This window comes from Nocardioides sp. WG-D5 (genome assembly GCF_054031175.1).
Map to the genome: position 1 here is coordinate 4,993,328 of NZ_CM132928.1, position 23,050 is coordinate 5,016,377.

The following is a 23,050-nucleotide window of genomic DNA, read 5'->3' on the forward strand; positions in this document are numbered from 1 at the left end:
GACCCTGTGTGTCGTGTTCGAGGGTGCTCTCACATCCCTTGGACACCGCTCAGGTTCGGTGTGTGACATATGGCCGCGGACCCTGGTGTTGGCGCTAGCATCGGGGTGTGACCGACACCACCCCGAATTCCTTGAAGATCCTCGTCTACAGCGACGACATCGACGTACGCAAGCAGGTGATCCTCGCTCTGGGGCGCCGTCCGCACCCGTCCCTTCCGGAGGTGGAGTACGTCGAGGTGGCGACCGAGCCGGCCGTGCGCGCGCAGCTCGACGCCGGTGGCCTGGCGCTGGCCGTGCTCGACGGGGAGGCCGCGCCGGCCGGCGGGCTGGGGATCGCCAAGGCGGTCAAGGACGAGGTGCCGGGCGCTCCGCCGATCGTGGTCCTCATCGGTCGTCCCCAGGACGCATGGCTCGGCACCTGGTCGCGTGCGGAGGCCACCGTCGCCCACCCGCTCGACCCGTTCGAGCTGGCCCGGACGGTGGTGGGACTGTTGCGGCCCGTTAACGTTGGCGCATGACGTCCGCCCCCAACTCCTGGCCTGAGGTCCTCACCACGCTGGTCGCGGGACGGTCCCTGTCCGCGCACCAGTCGGCGTGGGCGATGGGGGAGATCCTCTCGGGCGAGGCGACGAGCGCGCAGATCGCCGCCTTCGCGGTGGGGTTGCGCGCCAAGGGCGAGACCGTCGACGAGCTCGCCGGGGTCGCCGACGGGATGCTGGCCAAGGCCAACCCGATCTTCGTGCCCGGGCGCGTGCTCGACATCGTCGGCACCGGTGGTGACCGGTCGTTCTCGGTCAACATCTCCACCATGTCGGCGATCGTCGCGGCCGGTGCCGGCGCCAAGATCGTCAAGCACGGCAACCGGTCCGCCTCCTCCAAGTCGGGGTCGGCCGACGTGCTCGAGGCACTCGGGATCCGGCTCGACCTCGATGTCTCGCGTGTCGGCGAGGTGGCCGAGGAGGCCGGGATCACCTTCCTGTTCGCCGCCGCCTTCCACCCCGCGATGCGTCATGCCGCCGCCGCTCGGCGTGAGATCGGCATCGCCACCGTCTTCAACCTGCTCGGCCCGCTGACCAACCCGGCGCGCCCCGCGTCCTCCGCGATCGGCTGCGCCGATGCTGCCGCTGCGCCGGTCATGGCCGGCGTCTTCGCCCGCCGTGGCGTCGACGCCTGGGTCTTCCGCGGCGACGACGGCCTCGACGAGCTCACCACCACCACGACGTCCCACGTGTGGATGGTCTCGCAGGGCGTCGTGACCGAGGCGAGCGTCGAGCCGCTCGACCACGGCATCGCCCGCGCCACCGCCGAGGACCTGCGCGGCGACGACGCCGCCTACAACGCCGCCGTCGTCCGCCGCCTGCTGGCGGGGGAGAAGGGCGCCGTACGCGACGCGGTGCTGCTCAACGCCGGCGCCGCCCTCGCGGTCCACGACGCCGGCTCCGGCAGTGTCGACGAGCGGCTCTCCGGCGGTATCGCCCGGGCTGCTGACGCCATCGACTCCGGGGCTGCTCAGGCGGTGCTCGACCGGTGGGTCGCGGCTACGTCGCGTTGATGTAGCGGATCACACGCCGAGCGCGCCCGTCAGTCCAGGCCGATGGAGAAGGCGGCTTCCAGGTCGACCTGGGAGTAGGTGCGGAAGGCGATGTGGGTCTCGGTCTCGAGCACGCCGGGGACCTTGTTGACCTTGTCGGCGACCACCGTGGCCACGTCCTCGTGGGCACGGACGCGCACCAGGGCGATCAGGTCGATCTGGCCGGTCACGGAGTAGACCTCGCTGACGCCGTCGATGGCGGCCACGGCCTCTGCCACCTCGGGGATCTGGGAGACCTCGGCATTGATGAAGACGATCGCTGTGATCACGCAGGTCACGTTAGCCGATCCGTCTAGAGGCTCGCTGCCCGCCGGCCCGCACCATCGATCGGGCAGGTCCACTCGCCCTCGATGTGGGCGAGGCGTACGCCCGGGGACTCCAGCCAGCGCAGCACCAGCTCGGTCTCCTCGGCGCTCGCGGCCGGCACCGGTCCCGGTGCGTCCAGGACCGTCTCCGCGCTGAGCTGGAGGTCGGCGACGTAGGCGTGGGCATTCGCGTCGCGGGGGATCACCCCGGCCGCGGCGAGCCTCCCGTGGCGGACGACGTGGACCGCCCAGCGGCCGTCGTCCTCCCGCCGGATCGCGGTGAGGTCGGGCAGCCGGGTCAGGGCGCTGAGCCGCTGGGTGCGGGCCGCGGCGCGCAGGTAGGAGGTGAGCCGGTCGCGGTGGACGGCCGCCTCCTCGAACCGCTCCTGCTCGGCCAGGCCGGTGAGCCGCTCGGTGATCGTCTCGACGACCTCGTCGGGCCGGTGGAGGATCGACTCGCGGACCCGGGACACCAAGGTCGCGTACGTCTCGGCCGGGACGCTCTGGTCGCACGGGCTCAGGCAGCGGTGGAGCTCGGCGAGGACGCACGGGGTCTTGCGCGGGAGCAGCGGGAGCCGGTCGGAGCACTGCCGGATCGGGAACGTGTCGTGGAGGGCCTGGAGCGCCTTCTCGGCGACCTTCTTGGAGCCGAACGGCCCGAGGTAGTCCGCGTCGTCGTCGAGCACCCGCTTGACCAGGGAGAGCCTGGGCCACGGCTCCTGGGTGAGCTTGACGAAGTGCATCTTCTCCGGCCGTCGCGAGCGGCGGTTGTAGGGCGGCTTGTGCTCGCCGATGAGCCGCAGCTCGCGCACCCCCGCCTCCAACGCCGTGGCGCACTCGATGCCCTGCACGGTCGCCGCCAGCCCGACCATCTCGCCCATCCGGGAGCGGGTCTCGGAGGCGGTGAAGTAGGTGCGTACGCGCGTGCGCAGGTCCTTCGAGGTGCCGATGTAGAGGACCCGGTCCTGGCTGTCCTTGAACAGATAGACGCCGGGCGCGTGCGGCAGGTCCTCGGCCAGATGGCGCTTCTTGCGCTGGGCGGTGGTGACCTTGGCCGAGAACGCGGCCAGGTCCTCGAGGGTCAGCACACCGAGGTTGCCGAGGCGCTCCATCATCCCGTGGAGGACGTCGACGGTGGCCCGTGCGTCCTGGAGCGCACGGTGGTTGGGGGTCGTGGGGGAGCCGAAGACCCGGGCGAGCGAGCCGAGCTTGTGGTTGGGCGCCTCGTCGCGGGTGATCACCCGGCGGGCGATCTTCACCGTGTCGAGCACCTCGAAACGGGGCCAGGGCCGCTCCTGCTTCGCGGCGAAGTGCTTGAGGAAGCCCACGTCGAACGGGGCGTTGTGGGCGACCAGCACACATCCCTCGGCGAACTCGAGGAACGCCGGCAGCACCGACTCGATCGTGGGGGAGGAGGCGACCATCGAGTTGGTGATGCCGGTCAGGACGGCGATCGACGGCGGGATGCCGGTGTGCGGGTTGACCAGCGTCTGGAACTCACCCAGCACCTCGCCGCCGCGCACCTTCACCGCGCCGATCTCGGTGATCATGCCGCCGTTGTCGGGGCTGTTGCCGGTCGTCTCCAGGTCGACCACGCAGAAGGTGAGGTCGCGCAGCGGTCGGCCGAGCTCGTCGAAGCCGCGCTGCGCCTCCCAGCGGCCGGCGGTCTCCTGGTGCCGGCGTGCCACGGCTCGGGCGCGCATCTCCTTCCGCGCCTCACGAACCGCCATCGTGCTCATGTTCGAACACACTAGCGGGCGCCACCGACAGAGGCGTCAACCCAGCAGGGGCGAGAGCGAGGAGAGCGGGACGGTGCGGGCACCGGCGCGGCGTACGTCCTTGATGACCTCGGCGTCGTCGGTGGCGACGAGGACGACACGGCCGGCGGGCTCGGCGTCGACGAGGTCGCGGATGACGTCGTCGGCGATGACGCCCTCGGGGGAGAAGATGACCTTGACGCCACGAGGGGGCACGGCGGTGGGACGTACGGACGCGGAGTGGGCGTCGAAGACGACGGTCGTCTCGGCGCCGGTGCGGGCCGCGATCGGGGCGATCGCGCGCAGCAGCCGCAGCCGCTGGGCATCGAGCGCGGAGTCGGGCCACAGGGCCTTGGAGACGTTGTAGCCGTCCACGATCAGCCGGACCCTGGGCATCGCCAGGAACTGCTCGAGGTGGGCGCTGCTGGTGACGCCCACGCCAGCGGCGGCGTCCGCGGAGGCCAGCTCGGCCTCGACCCGCTCGCCCGGGGTGCCGGTGACCGGCGGCAGCGCGAGCTCGCGGCGGAGCCCGCCGGCCGCGTCGAGCAGGGTGTCGAGCAGGAAACGGGCCCGCAGCGAAGCGTCCTCGCGATCCGTCTTCGACGTACGCCGCTCGGCGGCCGCCTCGCGCTCCAGCTTGTCGATCTGGCCGCGGAGCTGGCGCAGCTGGCGGTCACGTGAGGCGAGCTCCTCCTGGGCGCGGGCGAGCGCCTCGCGTGCCTCGGTCAGAGCCTCGTCCAGCCCGGTGCCGGCCTCGCGGGCGGCGGCCCGCGCCTCGCCGAGCTTGCGACGCAGCGCGGTGTTGTCGGCCTTGAGCTCGTCGAGCCGCGCCTTGCGGTCGGCACGCACCTCGCGGATCTCGTCCTCCGCCGCGGCGAGCTTGCCGCGCAGGCGCGCGACCTCGGCGTCGACCACCGGGACCGCGGCGGCGTCCAGCCGGTCGAGGGCCTCCTTGAGCGAGACCTCCCAGCCGTCGGGGCGGACGAGCCACACGACGGCGGCCGCCTCGGCCGGATCCTCCGGCAGCGTGACGTCCTCGCCGGAGCCCTCGGAGACGTACGCCGGGCGCAGCTGGCTCCCGACCTTCTCCCGCACCTCGTCGTCGGTCTCAAGCACCGAGGCGATCATCGCGCCGCCGGCCTTGGCGCGCCGGGCGGGCGCGAAGTCGGCGATCCGCTTGAGCGCGGGCGGGAGCCGCACCACGTCGGGAAGCACCCCGGCCGTGAGCGCGACGATGCGCCCCCGGACCGTGTCGGGGAGCGTCGCGTACGCGGAGACCTCCATGTTCCAAGTGTAGGGACCACCCCAGCGATCGCCGCCTCGAATACCGCGCTGCGATGGCGATGACACGCCGCACGCAACCGTACGAAAGCAAAAATGTCGGTGGTCGGTGAGACCGTCGCAGCATGACGACGAGAATCGACTGTGACACCTGCCTCGTGCGCGGACTGGCGTGCCACGACTGCGTGGTCACCGTGCTGCTGGGCCCGCCGCCGGAGCTGACCATCGAGGACGAGGAGCGCCGGGCGCTCGACGTGCTCGCCGACGGCGGGCTCGTCCCGCCGCTGCGGATGGTGGCTCTGCCACTAGTGGAAGGTATGTAGCCGAACTTTTGGGCGTGGGTGGTTGGCAGGTGGGGGATCCCGTCGGCTAATGTGCGCAGGAACTTGGCGCTCGTGGAAGTGAGTCAACCGGCTCACGCGAGTGTCGCGCTTAGTCCAGGCCCGCTTCGGGGCGGGCCAGGAGCCGGGGAACCACACCGGTCGTACGCCGCAAGACGGAGTGCGATCACCTGGGGTGCATCCGCCGCAAGGTCGATCTGGGAGACCAGGTCGAGGAGCGGTGGTAGGGCAGGTCGTGCCTGAACCCGTCAGCTCACCCGGTAGGCGTTCAACGACTACACAAGGAGACCGTCCGCTCGTGACACGCGACCGGAAGCGACTCATTGCCGGTGCAGCCGGCATCGCCGCCATCGGTGTCGCCGGGATCATTCCCGCAGCGACCCCCGCCCAGGCCGAACCAGACATCGACGACGTTCGCAAGAAGGTCGACAAGCTCTACACGCAGGCCGAGGCGGCCAACGAGGACTACAGCAACGCCAAGCTGCGGCTGCAGGACCTCAAGGACCAGCTCGAGGACCTCAACGCCGACGAGAAGCGCCAGAGCAAGGAGCTCGACAAGATCCGCGCCGAGCTCCGCGACTCCGTGCTGCGGCAGTTCGAGGGCTCCGACGTCTCCGCCGTCGGCCAGGTGATCACCTCCGAGGACCCGCAGGAGTTCCTCGCCGGTCTCGCCACCGTCTCGTCCTACAACGCGCTGCAGGCCGACCTGCTTGCTCGGTACAACACCGAGGCCGAGGCCCTCCAGGTGCGCCGCGAGGCCACCGAGGACGCCAAGGCGCAGATGTCCAAGGTCAAGACGACCATGCAGCAGAAGAAGAGCGAGATCGACGAGAAGTTCGAGGCGGCCCAGGCCGAGCTCGACGAGCTCGAGGCCGATGAGCTGGAGGCCATCCAGTCCACCGACACCAGCATCCCGTCCAACCTGCCGCCGCCCTCGGGCCGCGCCAAGGCGGCCGTGGACTACGCCCTGGCCCAGGTCGGCGACTCCTACGTCTACGGCGCCACCGGCACCGAGTCGTGGGACTGCTCCGGTCTCACCATGGGTGCCTGGGGCCAGGCCGGTGTCTCGCTGCCCCACTCCTCCTCGGCGCAGTACAGCAGCGGCCCGCAGGTCTCGCGCGACCAGCTCGCCCCCGGCGACCTGGTCTTCTACTACAGCCCGATCAGCCACGTCGGTATGTACATCGGCAACGGCCAGATCGTGCACGCCGCCAACCCGAGCACCGGTGTGAAGGTCTCGCCGATCGACGAGATGCCCTACACGGGCGCCGTCCGCCCGGGCTGAGTTGACCCAGGACCCCGAAGAGGCCGATCGTTCGCAGGTGCGAACGGTCGGCTCTCTTCTTTCCCGCCTGCAGGCGCACCCCGCCGTGATCGGGGCCGCGCTGGTGCTGGTGATGCTGCTCGCCGGGTTCGTCGGGTGGCGGCTCACCGGCGGTGGCGAGTACGTCGCGCCGACACCGTCCACCGCGCCGGTCGTGCGCGCCGACACCGAGGGCGCCCGGGCCTCGCTGGAGCAGCTGGTCAGCGGCGTACGTGAGGGGGCGGAGCCCGACGGCGAGGACGCCGCCTCGGTCGCGGTGCGCAACGCGCACGCCATCGGCCTCGAGGACGTGACCGCGCGGTACGTCGCCGAGGCGGGCAACGTGGAGCAGGACGGCTCCTTCACCGCCGACGTGGAGATGTCGTGGCGCACCCCGGGCGACCCGGCGCTGACCGAGGAGCTCAGGGTCGGCTTCGACGCGCAGGGGGCGATCACCGGCTTCTCGGCGTCCCAGGGCACCCGGATGCCGCTGTGGCTGAGCGGCCCCGTCGAGGTGCGCCGCGCCGGCTCCAGCCTCGTGATCGTCCAGGCCTCCGCGGAGGTCGCCGACCGCTACGCCGAGCTGGCCGCCACCGCGGTCGCCCAGGTCCGCAAGGTGATCCCGTGGGACCGGCCGCGCCTGGTCCTCGAGGTGCCGGCCACCGGCCTCGACTCCGCGCTCGGCGCCCAGCAGGGCACCTACACCGCCGTCGCCGCCGTGACCGCGACCGTCGACGGCTCCACGAAGCCCGGGACACCTCTCCATGTGTGGGTCAACCAGGGCGTCATCGGCGACCTGGACGCGCCCGGCGCCCAGGTGGTCATCACCCACGAGGCCACCCATGCGGCCACCGACGCGGCGACGAACGTCAACCGGCCGATGTGGCTGGTCGAGGGCTTCGCCGACTACGTCGCGCTGCGCGACACCAAGCTCCCGCTGAGCAAGACCGCCGGCCAGATCCTGGCCCAGGTCCGCGAGAACGGCGCCCCCGACCACCTGCCGGGCAAGGCCGAGTTCAACACCCGCTCGGAGCACTTCGGCGCCGAGTACGAGGCCGCCTGGCTGGCCTGCGAGGTGCTCGCCGAGGCCGGCGGCGAGCAGGCCCTGGTCGACCTCTACGACGACACCGGCCGCGGCATCCCTCTGGAGAAGGCCCTTCAGGCGAGCTTCGGCTTCGGGGAGGACGAGCTGACCGCCCGCTGGCGGACCCGTCTGTCACACTCTGCGTCGTGATCGGCATGCGGCGTACGTCCTGGGTGGTTCTCGTCCTCGGGGCGGTCGCATTCGTGGTGCTCGCGTGGACATTGATCCCGTGGCATCCCTACCCGGGCGGCCCGCTCGACCTGCCCGACGAGCGTGACGTGTTCACCCCCGAGGAGCTGGAGCGGATGCTGGCCTACTCCGGCACCGCGCGCTGGCTCAGCCGGGCCTCGCTGCTCGTCTCGCTGGTGATCGCCTGCGTGCTCGGGTTCACCTCGCTCGGAAGGCGCCTGGTGGCCCGGCTGCGGGGGCCGTGGCTGCTCCGGGTGGTGCTCGCGGTCGCCGTGGTCACGCTCCTCGGCTGGATCGCGACGCTGCCGTTCGGGGTGGCGATCCACCGCCTGCAGGTGCGCTACGGGCTCTCCAGGCAGGGATGGACGCCCTGGCTGACCGACTCGCTGCTCAACCAGGTCGTCGGCATCGTGATCACGTCCCTGGCGCTGCTCGCGCTCTTCGCCTGCATCCGCCTCGGCCGTCGGTGGTGGCCGGCGGTCGCCGCCGCCCTGGTCGCGGCCCTGGTGATGCTCGGATCGTTCGTCTACCCGGTCGTCATCGACCCGCTGTTCAACGACTTCGAGCCGCTGCCGCGCGGCCAGCTCCGCACCGAGGTGATGGCGATCGCCGAGCGCGAGGGCGTCGATCTCGACGATGTCCTGGTGGTCGATGCCTCCCGGCGCACGACCTCGCTCAACGCGTACGTCACCGGCTTCGGCTCCACCCGCCGGGTCGTCCTCTACGACAACCTCGTCGACTCGCAGCGCGATGCGGCGGCGCACGGGGCGGTCCTCTCCGTCGTCGCCCACGAGCTCGCCCATGCCAAGCACGACGACGTCCTGGTCGGCACCGTCATCGGCGCCGCCGGCGCGGTCGCCGGCGTCGGCCTGCTGGGGCTGCTGCTCTCCTACCGCCGCCAGGACCAGTACGCCACGCCCGAAGGCATCCCGATGCTGCTGGCGGTCTTCGCGCTGGCGAGCGTGCTCGCGATGCCCGTCCAGAACGGGCTCAGCCGGCACGTCGAGGCCCGCGCCGATGTCGACGCGCTCCACGCCACCGGCGACCTGGAGTCGTTCACGCGGCTGCAGCACGCCCTCGGCGTACGCTCTCTCTCCGACCCGTCGCCGCAGGCGTGGTCGCAGTGGTGGTTCGGTTCGCACCCGACGACCCTGCAGCGGATCGCGATCGCGCATCGGGTTCTGGACTGAGATAAAGGCCGAGTCGGCGCATCCGACGCCTCTGGCTCGCTTCGCTTCGCCAGGCACGGGGTCAGATGCGCCGACTCGGCGCCACTGGAACAGCTTTTACTTCGCGTAGAGCGCCTCGACCTCGTGGCTGAACTCGCGCATGACCACGTTGCGCTTGAGCTTGAGGCTGGGGGTGAGCTGGCCACCCTCCTCGGTCCAGGAGTCGGGGATGATCACGAACTTGCGGATCGACTCGGCCTTGGAGACCGCCTTGTTGGCGTCGTCGACGGCGCTCTGGATCACCGCGCGCAGGTCCTCGTCGTCGACGAGGTCGTCGATGTTGGCCGACTTGCCGTTGGCCTCGGCCCAGGTGGGCAGCGCCTCGGGGTCGATGGTGACGATCGCGCCGATGAACGGCTGGCCGTCGCCGACGACGATGCACTGGTCGACGAGCACGTGGGCGCGGAGGCGGTCCTCGAGGACGGCCGGGGCGACGTTCTTGCCGCCGGCGGTGACCAGGATCTCCTTCTTGCGGCCGGTGATCTTGACGAAGCCCTCGTCGTCGACCTCGCCGAGGTCGCCGGAGTGGAACCAGCCGTCGTCGGTCTTGGCCTCGGCGGTGGCCGTCGGGTTCTGCCAGTACTCCTTGAGCACCTGGCCGCCCTTGAAGAGCAGCTCGCCGTCGTCGGCGACGCGGACCGAGGTGCCGGGGAGCGGCCGCCCGACGGTGCCGATCTTGAACGCCTCGGGCAGGTTGACCGTGAGCGCCGCGGTCGTCTCGGTGAGGCCGTAGCCCTCCAGGACGGTGACGCCGATGCCGCGGTAGAAGTGGCCGAGGCGGTCGCCGAGCGGCGCGCCGCCGGAGATGGCGTAGGAGCAGTTGCCGCCGAGGGCGGCGAGCAGTTTGCCGTAGACGAGCTTGGAGAACAGCTTGTGCTTGGCGGTGAGGAGAAGCGGGGCCTTGCCGGTCTCGGTGGCCCGGGAGTAGTCGATCGCGACCTCGGTCGCCATGTCGAAGATGCGGCCCTTGCCGTCGGCGACGGCCTTCTGCGAGGCGGTGTTGTAGACCTTCTCGAAGACCCGCGGCACCGCGAGCACGAAGGTCGGCTGGAAGGTGCCGAGGTCGGCGACGAGGTTCTTGATGTCGGGGGTGTGGCCCAGGCGGGTGCGCGACTTGATGCAGCCGATCTGGATGATCCGCGCGAAGACGTGCGCGAGCGGCAGGAACAGCAGCGTGCTGCGGCCCTCGATGTTGAACAGGCCGTCGAGGGAGTCGACCGCGACGCCGAGCTCGAACATGAAGTTGCCGTGGGTGAGCACGCACCCCTTCGGGCGCCCAGTGGTGCCGGAGGTGTAGATCAGGGTCGCGGCGTCCTCGGGGGTGACCGCGCTGCGGCGGGCCTCGAGCTGCTCGTCGGTGATGTCGGTGCCGAGCTTGACCAGCAGGTCGACGGCGTTGTCGTTGATCGACCAGACGTTGTTGAGAGCGGTGCAGCTCGCGCGGACCTCGCTGATCCGGCCGATGTGCCCGGCGTCCTCGGCGACGATCGCGACGGCGGCGGAGTCCTGCAGGATCCACTCGATCTGCTCGGCGGAGGAGGTCTCGTAGATCGGCACCGTCGCCGCGCCGGCGAACCAGATCGCGTAGTCGATCAGGGTCCACTCGTAGCGAGTCTTGGAGAGCAGCGCGACCCGGTCCCCAGCGCCGACACCCGCCGCGATCAGACCCTTGGCGACCGCGGAGACCTCGGCGAGGAACTCCGCGGACGTCACGTCGACCCAGGTGCCGTCAGGACCTGGCCGGCTGAGGACGGCCACATCGGGCGCCTCGGCGGCGTTGCGGACGACATCGTCGCTCAGGTTGCCGGTGGGGGGAACGACGTACGTCGCGGGCGTGGAGAACTCGCGCACAAGGGCCTCCGCATACTGATGGTAGGTGGGTACGAACCGGAGGTTACCCCCGTCACAGCCCGACCATTTCACCGGGATGCTATCCGGTACGCTCCATGCCACCTAGCAAGTCAGGGAGTGAGGACACCACCGATGGCCGATCAGACCACCTCGACGATCGTGATCGAGGCCGCGCCCTCGGCAGTGATGGCGGTGATCGCGGACTTCAAGTCCTATCCAGCTTGGGCCAAGGGCATGCAGGAGGTCAGCGTCCTCGAGACCGGCGTCGACGGGCGTGCCGAGCAGGTCCGGTTCGTGCTCGACGTCGCGCCGATCAAGGACGAATACACCCTGGCGTACGACTGGGACGACGACCGTCAGGTGACCTGGTCGCTGGTGAAGGGCAACCTGCTGCGGTCGATGGACGGCGCCTACGTGCTGCGCGACCTCGGCGGCCGCACCGAGGTCACCTACCGGCTCGCGCTCGACCTGAGCATCCCGCTGATCGGCATGCTCAAGCGCAAGGGTGAGAAGGTCCTGATCGACACCGCCCTGCGCGGCCTCAAGCAGCGGGTGGAGAAGTAGGGCATGCCTTCGTGAGAATCCTTCTCTTCACCGGCAAGGGCGGCGTCGGCAAGTCCACCGTCTCGGCCGGCACCGCGGCGATGTCCGCGGCCCGCGGGCTGCGCACGCTGGTCCTCTCGACCGATGCCGCCCACTCGCTGGGCGACGCCTTCGGCCTCGAGTCGGCGCTGGGCTCCGAGCCCGTCCAGGTCTCCGACCACCTCTACGTCCAGCACGTCGACGCCCAGCGCCGCTTCGAGGAGTCCTGGGCCGAGGTGCAGGGCTATCTGCTGAGCGTCCTGGACACCATCGGGGTGGACCGGATCGCGGCCGAGGAGCTGACCGTCATCCCCGGCGCGGAGGAGGTCTTCGCGCTCCTGGAGCTGCGCCGGATGGCCGTCTCGGGGGAGTGGGACACGATCGTCGTCGACTGCGCCCCGACCGCCGAGACGCTGCGCCTGCTCGCCCTCCCCGAGGCCCTGGGCTGGTATCTGGAGCGCATCCTCCCGGTCCAGCGCACGATGGTGAAGGCGCTCAAGCCGGTGCTCACCAAGGCTGCCGGGGTGCCGATGCCCGGCGACTCCGTCTTCGACGCGCTCGTCCGGCTCCACGACGAGCTCGCCGACGTCCGCGCCCTGCTGTCCGGCCCCGAGGCGTCCGTACGCATCGTGCTGACCCCCGAGCGGGTCGTGCTCGCCGAGGCACGACGGTCGTGGACGACGCTCTCCCTCTACGGCTATCGCGTCGACGGTGTCGTCGCCAACCGGATCTTCCCGGCGGGCGGCTCCGACGACTGGCGGGCCGGCTGGGTCAAGGCCCAGGACGACGTGCTCGGCGACGTCGGCGCCTCCTTCGAGGGGCTGCCGGTGTGGCGCTCGTTCTACCGGCCCTCCGAGCCGGTGGGCGTCGAGGATCTGCGGGAGGTCGCCGAGGCCGCCTATGCCTGGACCGGCAGCGTCGACCCGCTGGCTGTCCCCGAGACCCCGGCGCCGTTCCGGACCGCGAGCGACGACGGCGGCGAGACCACCGTGGTCCACCTGGCGCTGCCCGGGCTGGCCCAGTGGGTCGAGCGTGACCAGGTCCAGCTGGGCCGCAACGGCGACGAGCTGGCGATCACCGTGGGGTCCTACCGGCGGCTGCTGACCCTGCCCGCCGCACTCGCCCGGATGCGCGTCAGCGGGGCGCGCGTCGAGGGTGGGGAGCTGCGAGTAACGTTTTCTCGGCAGACGACGAACATCGAGAGCGAGTAATCGTGAGCGAGCAGCGCCACGAGTGGGCGGACGAGCCGTTGGGGTCGACCGCCGAGGAGCTCGGCCGGCTGATGGAGGCCATCGGCGAGTGGGCCAAGGACTCCCGGATCGGCCACCTCGCCGAAGGGCTCGGAGACCATCTCGGAACGGGGGCACCGGAATGCACCTACTGCCCGCTGTGCCGTACCGTTCATGTCCTCCGGGAGTCGAGCCCGGAGGTCAAGGTGCATCTGGCCAGCGCTGCCGCATCGTTGATGCAGGCCGCGGCCACGGTGCTCAACGCGGCGGCCACGAGTCCGGGTGCTGGCCCTAGTGAAGGCGAGGATGCTCACAGTGATGGCGTGCGGGCTGAGGAAGATGCGACCCGGGACTGGGCGCGACGCTCGGAGAAGGTCGAGCGGATCGATCTCGACGGCTGGAGCTGAGGCATGACGACGACGAAGAAGCTGGCCTGCGGTGTCGACGTGGGTGGCACCAAGATCCTCGGCGGAGTCGTCGACCACGACGGCAACATCATCGAGGACCACCGGGTCGAGTCGCCGGCGAAGAGCCCGGAGGCCATCGAGGCCGCCATCGTCGAGGTGGTCCAGGAGCTCAAGACCAAGCACCCGATCGAGTGCGTCGGAATCGGCGCTGCGGGCTACATCGACAAGGGCCGCTCGACGGTCCTCTTCGCCCCCAACATCGCCTGGCGCGACGTGCCCCTCAAGGAGCGCCTGGAGAAGGTCCTCGAGCTGCCGGTCGTGATCGAGAACGACGCCAACGCCGCTGCGTGGGGCGAGTTCGAGTACGGCGCGGGTGCCGAGGTCGACAACATGATGCTGGTGACCGTCGGCACCGGTGTCGGCGGCGGCCTGGTGCTCGAGGGCGACCTCTACCGCGGCGCCTTCGGCGTCGGCGCCGAGATCGGCCACATGCGGGTCGTGCCCAACGGCCACCTGTGCGGCTGCGGCAACCGCGGCTGCTGGGAGCAGTACGCCTCGGGGTCGGCCCTGGTGCGCAACGTCCGCGCCGCGGCGCGCGGCGGGTCGCTGCTGGCCCGCGAGGTCCTGGACCGCGCCGAGGGTGACCTCGACAAGATCAAGGGTCCGCTGATCACCGAGGCGGCCCGCGACGGGGACGCCTTCGCGATCGAGGCGCTGACCGACCTCGGCATCTGGCTGGGCGAGGGGATCGCCTCGATCGCCGCCGTGCTCGACCCGGCCGTGGTGGCCATCGGCGGCGGCGTGGCCGAGGCCGACGACCTGCTGCTCGGGCCTGCGCGGCGCGCCTTCCTGGCGCAGCTGACCGGCCGCGGACACCGCCCGATGCTCGACATCCGCAAGGCGACGCTGGGCAACGAGGCGGGCCTGATCGGCGCGGCCGACCTGGCCCGCAGGTGAGCCACGTCCGATGAGCCGGGTCCAGTGAGCCTGCACATCGGTGTCGACATCGGCGGCACCAAGGTGCTCGCGGCGGAGGTCTCGCCGTCCGGTGAGGTGCTCCGCACCGCTCACCGCAGCACACCCGGGCGCCGGGTCGAGCTCGAGCTGGTGGAGGACGCGCTGACCGAGGCGGTCACCGAGGTGGCCGCCGGCCGGCCCGTCGCCGGCGTCGGGCTGGCTGCCGCGGGGTTCGTCGACGCGGCGGGGGAGCGGGTCATGTTCGCTCCTCACCTGCCCTGGCGCGGCGAGCCGACCCTGACCCGGCTGTCCTCCCGCTGGGGCACCCGGGTGGCGCTCGACAACGACGCCAACTGCGCCGCCCTGGCCGAGTTGGAGCTCGGCGCGGCCCGCGGCGTCGACTCGGCCCTGCTCATCACCCTCGGCACCGGCATCGGCGGCGCCGTGATCCTCGACGGCCGGGTGGTGCGGGGCCGCAACGGGATGGCCGGGGAGTTCGGCCACATGCAGGTCGTGCCCGGAGGGCTGCCCTGCGAGTGCGGCCTCACCGGCTGCTGGGAGCAGTACTCCTCCGGCAACGCGCTGGTCGCCTTCGTGCGCGCCCGCGTGGAGACCGAGGAGTACGCCGGCGGCGCGCTCGACGAGCTGGCCGCGGGTGACCCGCTCAAGATCACGGGCCCGGCCATCACCGCCGCTGCGGCCGACGGCGATGCGCTCGCGCTGGCTGCGTACGAGTCGGTGGGGTCCTGGCTGGGGGTCGGGATGGCCGGCCTGGTGGCCGCATTCGACCCCGAGCTCCTGGTCGTCGGCGGGGGAGTCTCGACCGCGGGCGACCTGCTGCTGGCGCCCGCCCGGACGGCCCTGGAGGCCTCGCTCGTCGGTCGCCTCCACCGCGAGGTGCCGCCGATCGCGGAGGCCGCTTTCGGGGCCGAGGCAGGGGTCGTGGGTGCGAGCATCCTGGCCCGCCGGGCCACCGGCGAGAGCTAGACGCGGGCGCCGTCGTCCCAGGGGTCACGGGGCTCGGACGGCATCGTGATCAGCAGGTAGACGAACCCGGCGATGAAGGCCGCGACCAGTCCGCCGATGACCCAGCTGTCGAAGTGCCGGTCGGTGACCTGGGTGACCACGATCAGCACGAGCACGGCGACCGGTGCGCCGAGCACGCCGATCCACGCCAGCAGACGCGCCGGGGTCGGCTTCGGCAGGGGCGGCGGAGGCGGCGGGACGTAGCCCTCCTCGTCGTCGCGCCACATGTCGTCGTAGGGGTCCGGCTCGTCGACGGGCTCGACGATGTCGATCTTCTTCTCGAAGAGTCCACGGGAGACCGGCTCCTCCTCGAGGGCGGGGCGGTCGCCGTAGTTCTCGACGATCTCGCGCCAGACTTCCTCGTCCGACGGCGGTCCGTCGGCAGGCACGGAGGCGTCGTCGGAGGCCCCGGTCGTGTCCTCGGGCCGGTCGTCTCGGTCACTCACTCTTCCAGCCTAGCCGGATCTCATGACAGGGTGCGGGAGTAGAAGTACCTGTCTCGTTATAGGCTCATCGGTCGAAGGCAATTTGGGAAGGCGATGGGGTGTCGACGAAGCTCTTCTACTCGTTCTTGAAGTGGGTCGCTGTCGGTCCTCTGCTCCGGGCGGTTTTCCGTCCGACCTGGGAGGGTGTGGAGAACATCCCGCGCAAGGGGCCGGCGATCCTGGCCGGCAACCACCTCTCCTACGCCGACTGGCTCTTCATGCCGCTCGGCTCTCCGCGGATGGTGCGGTTCGTGGCCAAGGCGGAGTACTTCACCGGCACGGGCGTGAAGGGATTCCTGCAGCGCACGTTCTTCAGCGGCACCGGCAACGTGCCGATCGACCGGTCGGGAGCGACCGCGGCCGAGGGTGCCCTGATCGCGGCGAAGCGGGTCCTCGGCGACGGCGAGCTCTTCGGGATCTACCCCGAGGGCACCCGTTCCCACGACGGCAAGCTCTACCGCGGCCGCACCGGCATCGCCCGGCTGGCTCTGGATACCGGTGCTCCGGTGATCCCGGTCGCCGTGATCGGCACCGACGTGATCGCGCCCCCGGGCAAGAAGCTCGGCAAGATCGTCCGGCCGCGGATCGTCTTCGGCAAGCCGCTGGACTTCTCGCGCTACGAGGGCATGGCCAACGACCGCTACATCCTGCGCGCGATCACCGACGAGATCGTCTACGAGATCCTGAAGCTGTCCGGCCAGGAGTACGTCGACATGTACGCCACCGACGCCAAGAAGCTGGCCACCGGTGAGAAGCCGGCGAAGAAGTCTTCGCGGCCGACCAAGGACGTAGCCTGACGATCCACTCGTCCCACCCGTTCCCGACGCCGGAGGATCCGGTACGCCGGTGGCGCGGTCGTCTGGGTGGGCGGGTCTCGCTGTGGACGTCGGGCTCGGCCGGGCTCACGGTCTCCTCGCTGATGATGGCCAACGGCTCGCCGGGAGCCGTGCTCGGGCTGCTCGACCCCGACTCGGACCTGCGGGACGAGCTCGAGGAGACCGGCGTCGGCGTCGTCTCGCTGCTCCACTGGCGCCACCGCGACCTGGCCGAGGCGTTCGGCGGCACCGCTCCCGCTCCTGGCGGCGCGTTCCGGCTGGGGTCGTGGGAGACGACCGAGTTCGGCCGCCGCCTCACCGACGCCCCGACCTGGGCCGGCGTACGCCTGGTCTCGATGACGGAAATCGGTTGGTCGGCCCTGGCGACGTGCGAGATCGTGTCGCTCGAGGTCGGTGACGACACCGACCCGCTGGTCCACCGGCACGGGAGGTACGAACGATGATCGAGGGCTACCTGCGACGGCTCGGCATCGAGGGACGGCCGGAGGCGACGTACGAGACGCTTGTCGATCTTCACCACCGCCATCTCGACACGCTGCCCTACGAGAACCTCTCGATCATGCTCGCCGCCATCGGAGCCACGGGGATGCCCGACGCCGTCGACCCGGCGGAGACGCTCGAGCGGGTGGCGGCCGGGGGCAACGCCGGCTACTGCTTCCACAACAACGGCGTCTTCTCGCTGGCGCTCGCCGAGCTGGGCTTCGACGTCGTACGCCGCACCGGCCAGATGCTCGAGGCGACCGGCCCCTCGGGGACCCTGGACCATCTGGCGCTGGAGATCCGCGGTCTGCCGACCGCGGCCAACCCCGGTGGCCGATGGGTGGTCGACGTCGGCTACGGCGACGGCTTCCGCGACCCGTTGCCGCTGGTCGAGGGGCATTTTCGGCAGTCCGGGTTCGTCTACCGGCTGGCCCGTGTGGGGGAGTCGGGATGGACCTTCCACCATGACCCGCACGGCTCCTTCAACGGCTCATTCGTGCGCGGCAGCGTGACGCAGGAGGAGATCGAGACCTCCCACGTGCGTCTCTCCACCCCGCCCGACGGTGACTTCACGCGCAAGCTCGTGGTGCAGCGGCGGGACGCGTCCGGAGCCGAGACGATCCGCTCGATCCGGCACGCGCGCAGCGGCGAGGGGGCCTTCGAGCGCGAGCTGCGCGACTTCGAGCAGTGGCGCACGGCTCTCGCCGGGATCGGGCTGTCGTTCCGGGGCGTCGAGGACGATGCGCTGCGCGAGCTCCACAAGCGACAGGCCGCCGAGTACGACGAGTGGTTGCTGACGCGATAGTCGGCGACGTGCTGAGATGGCGGACATGAGCGACGACGCACCTGCCCCCGACCTGCTCGACATCGCGGCCGAGCTCTACGGGCTGCCGCTGGGCGACTTCACCCCCGAGCGCGACGCCCGGGCCAAGGGGCTGAAGGGCACTCCGCTCGCCGGCCCGGTCAAGGCGCTCAAGAAGCCGTCGACCGCGGCGTGGGTGGTCAACCTGCTGGTGCGCTACGAGACCGAGCAGGTGGAGCAGGTGATCTCGGTCGGCGCCCTGCTGCGTGAGGCGCAGACCGGGATGGACGCCGCCCAGCTGCGTGAGCTCACCAAGCAGCGGCGGCAGCTGACCGCGGCGGTGACGACCCGTGCCCGCGGCCTGGCGCGCGAGCACGGCCTCCGGGTGACCGAGGCGGTGGCGACCCAGGTCGAGGCCACGCTGACCGCGGCGATGATCGACGGGTCCGCCGCCCAGGCCGTACGCAGCGGCCTGCTCGTCTCCCCGCTGTCGGCCACCGGCGTCGACGCCGTGGACGCGGCCTCCGCCGTCGCACTGCCGGACGCGTTGGGCTTCGAGGTGCCCGAGGTCGTCCCGCCGCCTCCCGAGCCGCTGCGGGCGGTCCCGGACCTGCCCGACACAGCGGCGCTCGACGAGGCCCGAGAGGCGCTCGAGGAGGCGGAGTCGGCGCTCTCCGGCGCCGAGGCTCAGCGGGACAAGGCCGTCTCGGCGTTCAAGGACATCGAGGCGCGGTCGCTCCAGGTGAAGTCCGAGATCGAGGAGCTCCGCCGTCGCCTGGCCGATCTGGAGGAGACGGCGCTCGGGGTCGAGGACGAGCTCACCGAGGCGGAGGAGGAGCGTGAGTCCGCCGAGGCGGCGGTCTCGGAGGCGGCTGCCGCCCGGGACTCGGCGGCCGCGGAGGTGGAGCGGCTCGGCGGGTAGACCTGACCGGCGTCCGCCGGAGACCCGGCAGACCTCGTCCGCGAGGTCTTCGCTCGTCACGGTTTCACCGAGGAGAGGCTCGTACGTCCCGCCGACGCCGGATTCCGGGTCGGGGTCCATCGGCGGTCCGGTGGTGCTTCGCACGTGGCGCTGCCGGAGAGGTTGTTCTCCTTCGCTCGTTGAGCCTCAGAGGGTGACGGGCTTCCGCATCCGGACCAGCGGGACCGGTGCGCCGCCGCGGTCGTCGGTGATCCGCTCGACCGGCTCGAAGCCGTAGGACCGGTAGAGCGGCTCGCCGGACAGCGTGCCCATCAGCTCGAGGGTGGTGAAGCCCTCTTCCGCCGCCGCCCGCTCGCACAGCTCCAGGATCAGCCTTCCCGCGCCGCGCCTGGCGAAGGCGGGGTTGGTGTACATCGCTCGCACCCTGGCCGGGTCCTTCGCCGGGTCCAGCAGCGTCGGCTCACGGCCGGGGGTGTGGTCACCGCCGTAGAGGGTCGCCCGCCTGCTCCAGCCGCCGCAGCCGGCGATCTCGTCGCCCTCTTCCACCACGAAGTAGGTGCCGTCCTCGATCAGCTGGGTGTCGATGCCCATCACCATCCGGCTCGACGCGATCTGGGCCTCGGTCAGGAACGTCTTCTGGAGCTCCGCGATCGAGGCGTCCATGATCGCGGTCAGGGCCGGGATGTCGTCTGGTGTCGCGACGCGGTGGGTGAAGGGCACGCGGGTGAGCCTGTCATGTCGGTGCCTGCGGGTCGTACGGGTTTGTGCCGACAGGATTCCTGCGTGAGGAATGTCACGCAAATCGGCTTCAATCTATTGACGCTGTAAAACGATGTCGATAACGTTTTCGACCGAGTTCGCGCGAGCTCTGAGGTACCACCGACCGCCGTTCAATCGAGAGAACAGGATCGATGATGACCCGAGTTCGAGTTAGACCCGTGCGTGCCCGGATGGCCCGAGGAGCCGCCGTCGCCGCCATGCTGATCGCCAGTGGCATCGCTGTCGTCTCTGCGGCCGCTCCGGCCCAGGCCGACGGCTCCACCCTGCAGGCCGCTGCTGCAGAGTCCGGCCGCTACTTCGGCACCGCCATCGCGGCCAGCCGGATGTCGGATTCGCAGTACACGACCATCGCCAACCGCGAGTTCAACATGATCACCGCCGAGAACGAGATGAAGATGGACGCGACCGAGCCGTCGCCGAACCAGTTCAGCTTCTCCTCGGGAGACCAGATCGCCAATTGGGCCCTCCAGAACGGCAAGCGAGTCCGCGGGCACGCGCTGGCGTGGCACTCCCAGCAGCCGGGCTGGATGCAGAACATGGAGGGCAGCTCGCTCCGCAACGCGATGCTCAACCACATCGCCGGCGTCGCGGGCCACTACCGGGGCAAGATCTACGCCTGGGACGTCGTGAACGAGGCCTTCGAGGACGGCTCCTCGGGGGCTCGCCGCCACTCCAACCTGCAGCGCACCGGCAACGACTGGATCGAGGCCGCCTTCCGTGCCGCCCGCTCCGCCGACCCCAACGCGAAGCTCTGCTACAACGACTACAACACCGACAACTGGAGCCACGCGAAGACGCAGGCCGTCTACAACATGGTCCGCGACTTCAAGTCGCGTGGCGTACCCATCGACTGCGTCGGCTTCCAGGCCCACTTCAACTCTGGCAACCCGGTGCCGAGCAACTACCACGTCACCCTGCAGAACTTCGCCGATCTGGGTGTCGACGTGCAGATCACCGAGCTCGACATCGCCGGGTCCGGCACCTCGCAGGCCGAGCAGTTCCGTGGTGTCACCCAGGCCTGCATGGCGGTCACTCGCTGCACGGGCATCACGGTCTGGGGCGTACGTGACACCGACTCGTGGCGTGCCTCCGACACGCCGCTGCTCTTCGACGGCTCGGGCAACAAGAAGCTGGCCTACACCTACGTGCTCAACCAGCTCAACACTGCAGATGGTGGGACCACCACGCCGCCGCAGGGGAGCTGCACGGTGACCGTCACCCGGACCGAGTCGTGGGGAGACCGGTTCAACACGGTCTTCGCCGTCAGTGGGACCAACAACTGGGTCGTCAGGATCAGCACCGGGTCGGGGCAGAGTCTGCAGAACTCGTGGAACGCCACCGTCTCCGGGACCTCGGGGACTCTCACTGCCACGCCCAACGGCAACGGGAACCAGTTCGGGATCACGCTCTACTCGGGCGGGAACACGTCGACTCCGACTGCTAGCTGTACGGCGGTCTGATCTTGAATGGGCGGGGTCTCGGTCGTGTGGCCGAGGCCCCGCTCGCGCCGCTTGTTCCGCTGGTCGAGCCGCTTGTCCCCGCTGGTCGAGCCGCCGGAGCCGCTAGGCGGAGGCGTGTCGAGACCAACACAGTTCTCGTCATCAGGAGAGCTCGCTTGGCGACTGCTCCTCGTTTCAGGGGTTCGCCGCCGACCCGTTCTTTGAGTGTTTCTCGATCGCGCGCCGCGTCAAGGACGGGCTTCGCCCGCCGGCTTCGCCGGTGGCCTTCGGCCATCCTTGACTCGGCACCCGATCGAGAAAGATTTCGCCTATATCGGGGCGGCGGCGAGTGTGTGGCGCGGCACTCACGTGACTTGTTCGCTGACTGCGTAACATCCCAATGACCAGCACAAATGAGTCGCGCAACGGTGCGCGATTCGCATATAATAAAGCACATGTACGAGACCATCGACCGCCTCCTCGACGGACCACCTTCCGGTGCGTCCGAGGGAGAGTTGGTTGATTGGATCGCCCGTCTTGAAGAGGTGAAGTGCCGCGCTGAGGCTGTTCAGGCCGAGGCTTCAGTACGTCTCGAGGAAGCCGCTCGGGCACGCCAAGCCGAGGCCGGGGTTCCCGTCCGGAAACTCGGCGAAGGCGTCGCCTCCCAGATCGCGCTCGCGCGACGGGTCTCCCCAGCTAAGGGTGCGAAGCTGCTCGGGCTGGCGAAGATCCTGATCACCGAGATGCCGCACACCTTCGCGTTGATGAAGGCCGGGTTGTTCTCGCAGTGGCAGGCCACCATCCTGGCCCGCGAGACCGCCTGCCTCTCACGCGAGGACCGCCGGGTCATCGATCACGAGCTCTGCGCCACCAGACCCGACGGTGAACTGGCGAAGGCAGCGGCGATGGGTCTACGGCAGCTCGAGAACGCTGCCAAGAAGCTTGCGATCACTCTCGACCAAGCATCCGTCGTCGCCCGAGCCGCAAACGCGACCAAGGACCGCCGGGTGAGCCTGCGGCCGGCACCGGACACCATGACCTGGCTCGGAGCCCTACTCCCGGTCAAGGACGGCGTCGCCGTCTTCGCCGCCCTGGATCAGGCCGCCAACGCCGCCCGTGCCGCCGGGGATGAACGGACCCGGGGCCAGGTCATGGCCGACACCCTGGTCAACCGCGTCACCGGCCGCAGCACCGCTGAGGCGAAGCCTCGGATCGAGGTCAAGATCGTGATGACCGCCGACTCACTCACCAACAGCGCCGACCAGGCCGCGATGGTCGAGGGCTACGGCCCCGTCCCCGCCACCTGGGCCCGCGACGCCCTCAGCGACGCCGAGGTGTTCGTGCGCCGGTTGTTCACCGACCCCGCCGGTCAACTGGTGGCGATGGAGTCCCGGTCCCGGAAAGCACCTGATGGGCTGGCTGAGTTCATCACCACCCGCGACAGCGGGACCTGCCGGACCGTCGGTTGTGATGCCCGGATCCGCAACATCGACCACATCCAACGCCACGCCGATGGCGGCACCACCAGCGCCGAGAACCTCCAAGGGCTGTGCGAGCGGTGCAATCAGGCGAAAGAAGCGACCGGCTGGCAAGCCCGACCCGGACCCGATGGCAGCGTCACCACCATCACACCCACCGGCCACACCTACACCAGCCCACCACCCGACACCTGGGGCCAATACCCACCACCCCTGTCCCGGGCAGAGCTCAGCCTGCGCGACGTACTCCTCGACTATGCGGCCGCGGCTTGAGCGTGCCGGTGGTAGACCTTGTTCGCGATCTTCCAGGCTCCGTCGACGAGCACGAGCAGGAACACGTCGGTAAACGTGTCGGGGCCGTGGATGAGGGTCATGGTCGCGGTGGCGACGGTGCCGTGGACCGCGACGGAGTCGAGGCGGCGTACGCGCTCCTCCTCATCGGGTGCGGGGGAGCCGGTGAGCAGGGCGCAGTAGTCCTCGAGCGGCCAGGAGACGAAGGCGCCGTCGCGGATGCCTTCGATGTGGGCCGAGGGGAGGAACGCGTCGCGGAAATGGGTGGGGTCACCGGTGGCGTGGCCGGATACGTAGGCGCTGAGCGGACGCAGGACGGCCTCGTCCGCGGGCGCGTTCGCACCGTCAGTCATGGGCAGGGTCATGCGCACAGGGTGGTGTGCCTGCGGGAGCGTGACAAACAGT

24 protein-coding genes and 1 riboswitch are annotated in these 23,050 nt (G+C 70.4%); of the genes, 17 read left to right on the forward strand and 7 right to left on the reverse strand.

The window, feature by feature from the left end; translation table 11 throughout:
- Positions 1-107: 107 nt before the first annotated feature.
- Both ACWZJV_RS24140 and trpD read left to right on the forward strand, forming a co-directional pair.
- Entirely contained in the window at positions 108-518 is a 411-nt protein-coding gene (locus ACWZJV_RS24140) for a hypothetical protein (RefSeq protein WP_008363138.1), read from the forward strand.
- Positions 515-1,552 (forward strand): anthranilate phosphoribosyltransferase, encoded by a 1,038-nt coding sequence (gene trpD, locus ACWZJV_RS24145; protein WP_457179138.1) that lies wholly within the window; start codon positions 515-517, stop codon positions 1,550-1,552. The genes ACWZJV_RS24140 and trpD overlap by 4 nt, the downstream gene beginning before the upstream one ends.
- A 29-nt stretch (positions 1,553-1,581) precedes the next feature.
- Here the strand turns inward: trpD and ACWZJV_RS24150 are convergent, their stop codons facing one another.
- From ACWZJV_RS24150 to ACWZJV_RS24160, 3 genes are read right to left on the reverse strand one after another with little or no spacing between them, the layout of a single operon-like run.
- Positions 1,582-1,860, reverse strand: a complete 279-nt coding sequence (locus tag ACWZJV_RS24150; protein WP_040757138.1) for an Lrp/AsnC family transcriptional regulator — start codon at positions 1,858-1,860, stop codon at positions 1,582-1,584.
- A gap of 23 nt (positions 1,861-1,883) precedes the next feature.
- Entirely contained in the window at positions 1,884-3,635 is a 1,752-nt protein-coding gene (locus tag ACWZJV_RS24155) for a DEDD exonuclease domain-containing protein (protein ID WP_457179139.1), read from the reverse strand.
- Between the two features lie 36 nt (positions 3,636-3,671).
- On the reverse strand, positions 3,672-4,937 hold the full coding sequence (locus ACWZJV_RS24160; protein WP_196874723.1) for an NYN domain-containing protein: 1,266 nt from the start codon (positions 4,935-4,937) through the stop codon (positions 3,672-3,674).
- Between the two features lie 122 nt (positions 4,938-5,059).
- Between ACWZJV_RS24160 and ACWZJV_RS24165 the strand changes: the two genes are divergently transcribed.
- From ACWZJV_RS24165 to ACWZJV_RS24180, 4 genes are all read left to right on the forward strand, one after another.
- Complete coding sequence (locus tag ACWZJV_RS24165; protein WP_008363129.1) at positions 5,060-5,257, forward strand: hypothetical protein; 198 nt, start codon at positions 5,060-5,062, stop codon at positions 5,255-5,257.
- Between the two features lie 96 nt (positions 5,258-5,353).
- Positions 5,354-5,558: riboswitch (cyclic di-AMP (ydaO/yuaA leader) on the forward strand.
- 15 nt (positions 5,559-5,573) lie between these two features.
- Positions 5,574-6,560 carry an NlpC/P60 family protein gene (locus ACWZJV_RS24170; RefSeq protein WP_457179140.1) on the forward strand — a complete coding sequence of 329 codons (987 nt, stop codon included), beginning with the start codon at positions 5,574-5,576 and terminating at the stop codon, positions 6,558-6,560.
- A gap of 37 nt (positions 6,561-6,597) precedes the next feature.
- Positions 6,598-7,812, forward strand: coding sequence for a hypothetical protein (locus tag ACWZJV_RS24175; RefSeq protein WP_457179141.1), 1,215 nt, complete (start codon positions 6,598-6,600; stop codon positions 7,810-7,812).
- 5 nt (positions 7,813-7,817) lie between these two features.
- Positions 7,818-9,041, forward strand: a complete 1,224-nt coding sequence (locus ACWZJV_RS24180) for a M48 family metalloprotease (protein ID WP_457181983.1) — start codon at positions 7,818-7,820, stop codon at positions 9,039-9,041.
- A gap of 96 nt (positions 9,042-9,137) precedes the next feature.
- Here the strand turns inward: ACWZJV_RS24180 and ACWZJV_RS24185 are convergent, their stop codons facing one another.
- Positions 9,138-10,931 (reverse strand): AMP-dependent synthetase/ligase, encoded by a 1,794-nt coding sequence (locus ACWZJV_RS24185; protein WP_008363124.1) that lies wholly within the window; start codon positions 10,929-10,931, stop codon positions 9,138-9,140.
- A gap of 132 nt (positions 10,932-11,063) precedes the next feature.
- Here ACWZJV_RS24185 and ACWZJV_RS24190 point away from each other — a divergent pair, with 132 nt between their 5' ends.
- Genes ACWZJV_RS24190 through ACWZJV_RS24210 form a run of 5 tightly spaced genes read left to right on the forward strand, consistent with a single transcriptional unit; the run spans position 11,064 to position 15,093 of the window.
- A complete protein-coding gene (locus ACWZJV_RS24190) occupies positions 11,064-11,495 on the forward strand; it encodes an SRPBCC family protein (RefSeq protein WP_008363123.1) in 432 nt (143 codons plus the stop codon).
- 11 nt (positions 11,496-11,506) lie between these two features.
- On the forward strand, positions 11,507-12,724 hold the full coding sequence (locus tag ACWZJV_RS24195; RefSeq protein ID WP_008363122.1) for an ArsA family ATPase: 1,218 nt from the start codon (positions 11,507-11,509) through the stop codon (positions 12,722-12,724).
- Between the two features lie 2 nt (positions 12,725-12,726).
- The gene (locus tag ACWZJV_RS24200) at positions 12,727-13,149 is read left to right on the forward strand and encodes a DUF5304 family protein (RefSeq protein WP_008363121.1); all 423 of its coding nucleotides are present in this window, start codon (positions 12,727-12,729) and stop codon (positions 13,147-13,149) included.
- A gap of 3 nt (positions 13,150-13,152) precedes the next feature.
- Positions 13,153-14,106: an ROK family glucokinase gene (locus tag ACWZJV_RS24205; protein WP_008363120.1), complete on the forward strand. Its 954-nt coding sequence runs from the start codon at positions 13,153-13,155 to the stop codon at positions 14,104-14,106.
- 24 nt (positions 14,107-14,130) lie between these two features.
- Positions 14,131-15,093, forward strand: a complete 963-nt coding sequence (locus tag ACWZJV_RS24210; RefSeq protein WP_457179142.1) for an ROK family protein — start codon at positions 14,131-14,133, stop codon at positions 15,091-15,093.
- Here the strand turns inward: ACWZJV_RS24210 and ACWZJV_RS24215 are convergent.
- Entirely contained in the window at positions 15,090-15,578 is a 489-nt protein-coding gene (locus ACWZJV_RS24215) for a hypothetical protein (RefSeq protein WP_457179143.1), read from the reverse strand. The two genes, ACWZJV_RS24210 and ACWZJV_RS24215, sit on opposite strands and share 4 nt — an antisense overlap.
- A 98-nt stretch (positions 15,579-15,676) precedes the next feature.
- Between ACWZJV_RS24215 and ACWZJV_RS24220 the strand changes: the two genes are divergently transcribed.
- From ACWZJV_RS24220 to ACWZJV_RS24235, 4 genes are all read left to right on the forward strand, one after another.
- Positions 15,677-16,414, forward strand: coding sequence for a lysophospholipid acyltransferase family protein (locus tag ACWZJV_RS24220; protein ID WP_457179144.1), 738 nt, complete (start codon positions 15,677-15,679; stop codon positions 16,412-16,414).
- Positions 16,415-16,494: 80 nt separating this feature from the next.
- Positions 16,495-16,896 (forward strand): flavin reductase family protein, encoded by a 402-nt coding sequence (locus ACWZJV_RS24225; protein WP_269210794.1) that lies wholly within the window; start codon positions 16,495-16,497, stop codon positions 16,894-16,896.
- Entirely contained in the window at positions 16,893-17,738 is an 846-nt protein-coding gene (locus ACWZJV_RS24230; protein WP_457179145.1) for an arylamine N-acetyltransferase family protein, read from the forward strand. Before ACWZJV_RS24225 ends, ACWZJV_RS24230 begins: the two co-directional genes overlap by 4 nt.
- Before the next feature lie 25 nt (positions 17,739-17,763).
- Complete coding sequence (locus ACWZJV_RS24235) at positions 17,764-18,657, forward strand: hypothetical protein (RefSeq protein WP_457179146.1); 894 nt, start codon at positions 17,764-17,766, stop codon at positions 18,655-18,657.
- 186 nt (positions 18,658-18,843) lie between these two features.
- On the opposite strand, the gene ACWZJV_RS24240 is transcribed toward ACWZJV_RS24235, so the two are convergent.
- Positions 18,844-19,377, reverse strand: a complete 534-nt coding sequence (locus tag ACWZJV_RS24240; protein ID WP_457179147.1) for a GNAT family N-acetyltransferase — start codon at positions 19,375-19,377, stop codon at positions 18,844-18,846.
- Positions 19,378-19,595: 218 nt separating this feature from the next.
- Here ACWZJV_RS24240 and ACWZJV_RS24245 point away from each other — a divergent pair, with 218 nt between their 5' ends.
- Together ACWZJV_RS24245 and ACWZJV_RS24250 are read left to right on the forward strand one after the other, a co-directional pair.
- Entirely contained in the window at positions 19,596-20,897 is a 1,302-nt protein-coding gene (locus ACWZJV_RS24245; RefSeq protein WP_457179148.1) for an endo-1,4-beta-xylanase, read from the forward strand.
- A gap of 392 nt (positions 20,898-21,289) precedes the next feature.
- Complete coding sequence (locus tag ACWZJV_RS24250; RefSeq protein ID WP_457179149.1) at positions 21,290-22,627, forward strand: DUF222 domain-containing protein; 1,338 nt, start codon at positions 21,290-21,292, stop codon at positions 22,625-22,627.
- Here ACWZJV_RS24250 and ACWZJV_RS24255 read toward each other — a convergent pair.
- On the reverse strand, positions 22,609-23,010 hold the full coding sequence (locus tag ACWZJV_RS24255) for a nuclear transport factor 2 family protein (RefSeq protein WP_457179150.1): 402 nt from the start codon (positions 23,008-23,010) through the stop codon (positions 22,609-22,611). The genes ACWZJV_RS24250 and ACWZJV_RS24255 overlap by 19 nt on opposite strands.
- Between the last annotated feature and the right edge of the window lie 40 nt (positions 23,011-23,050).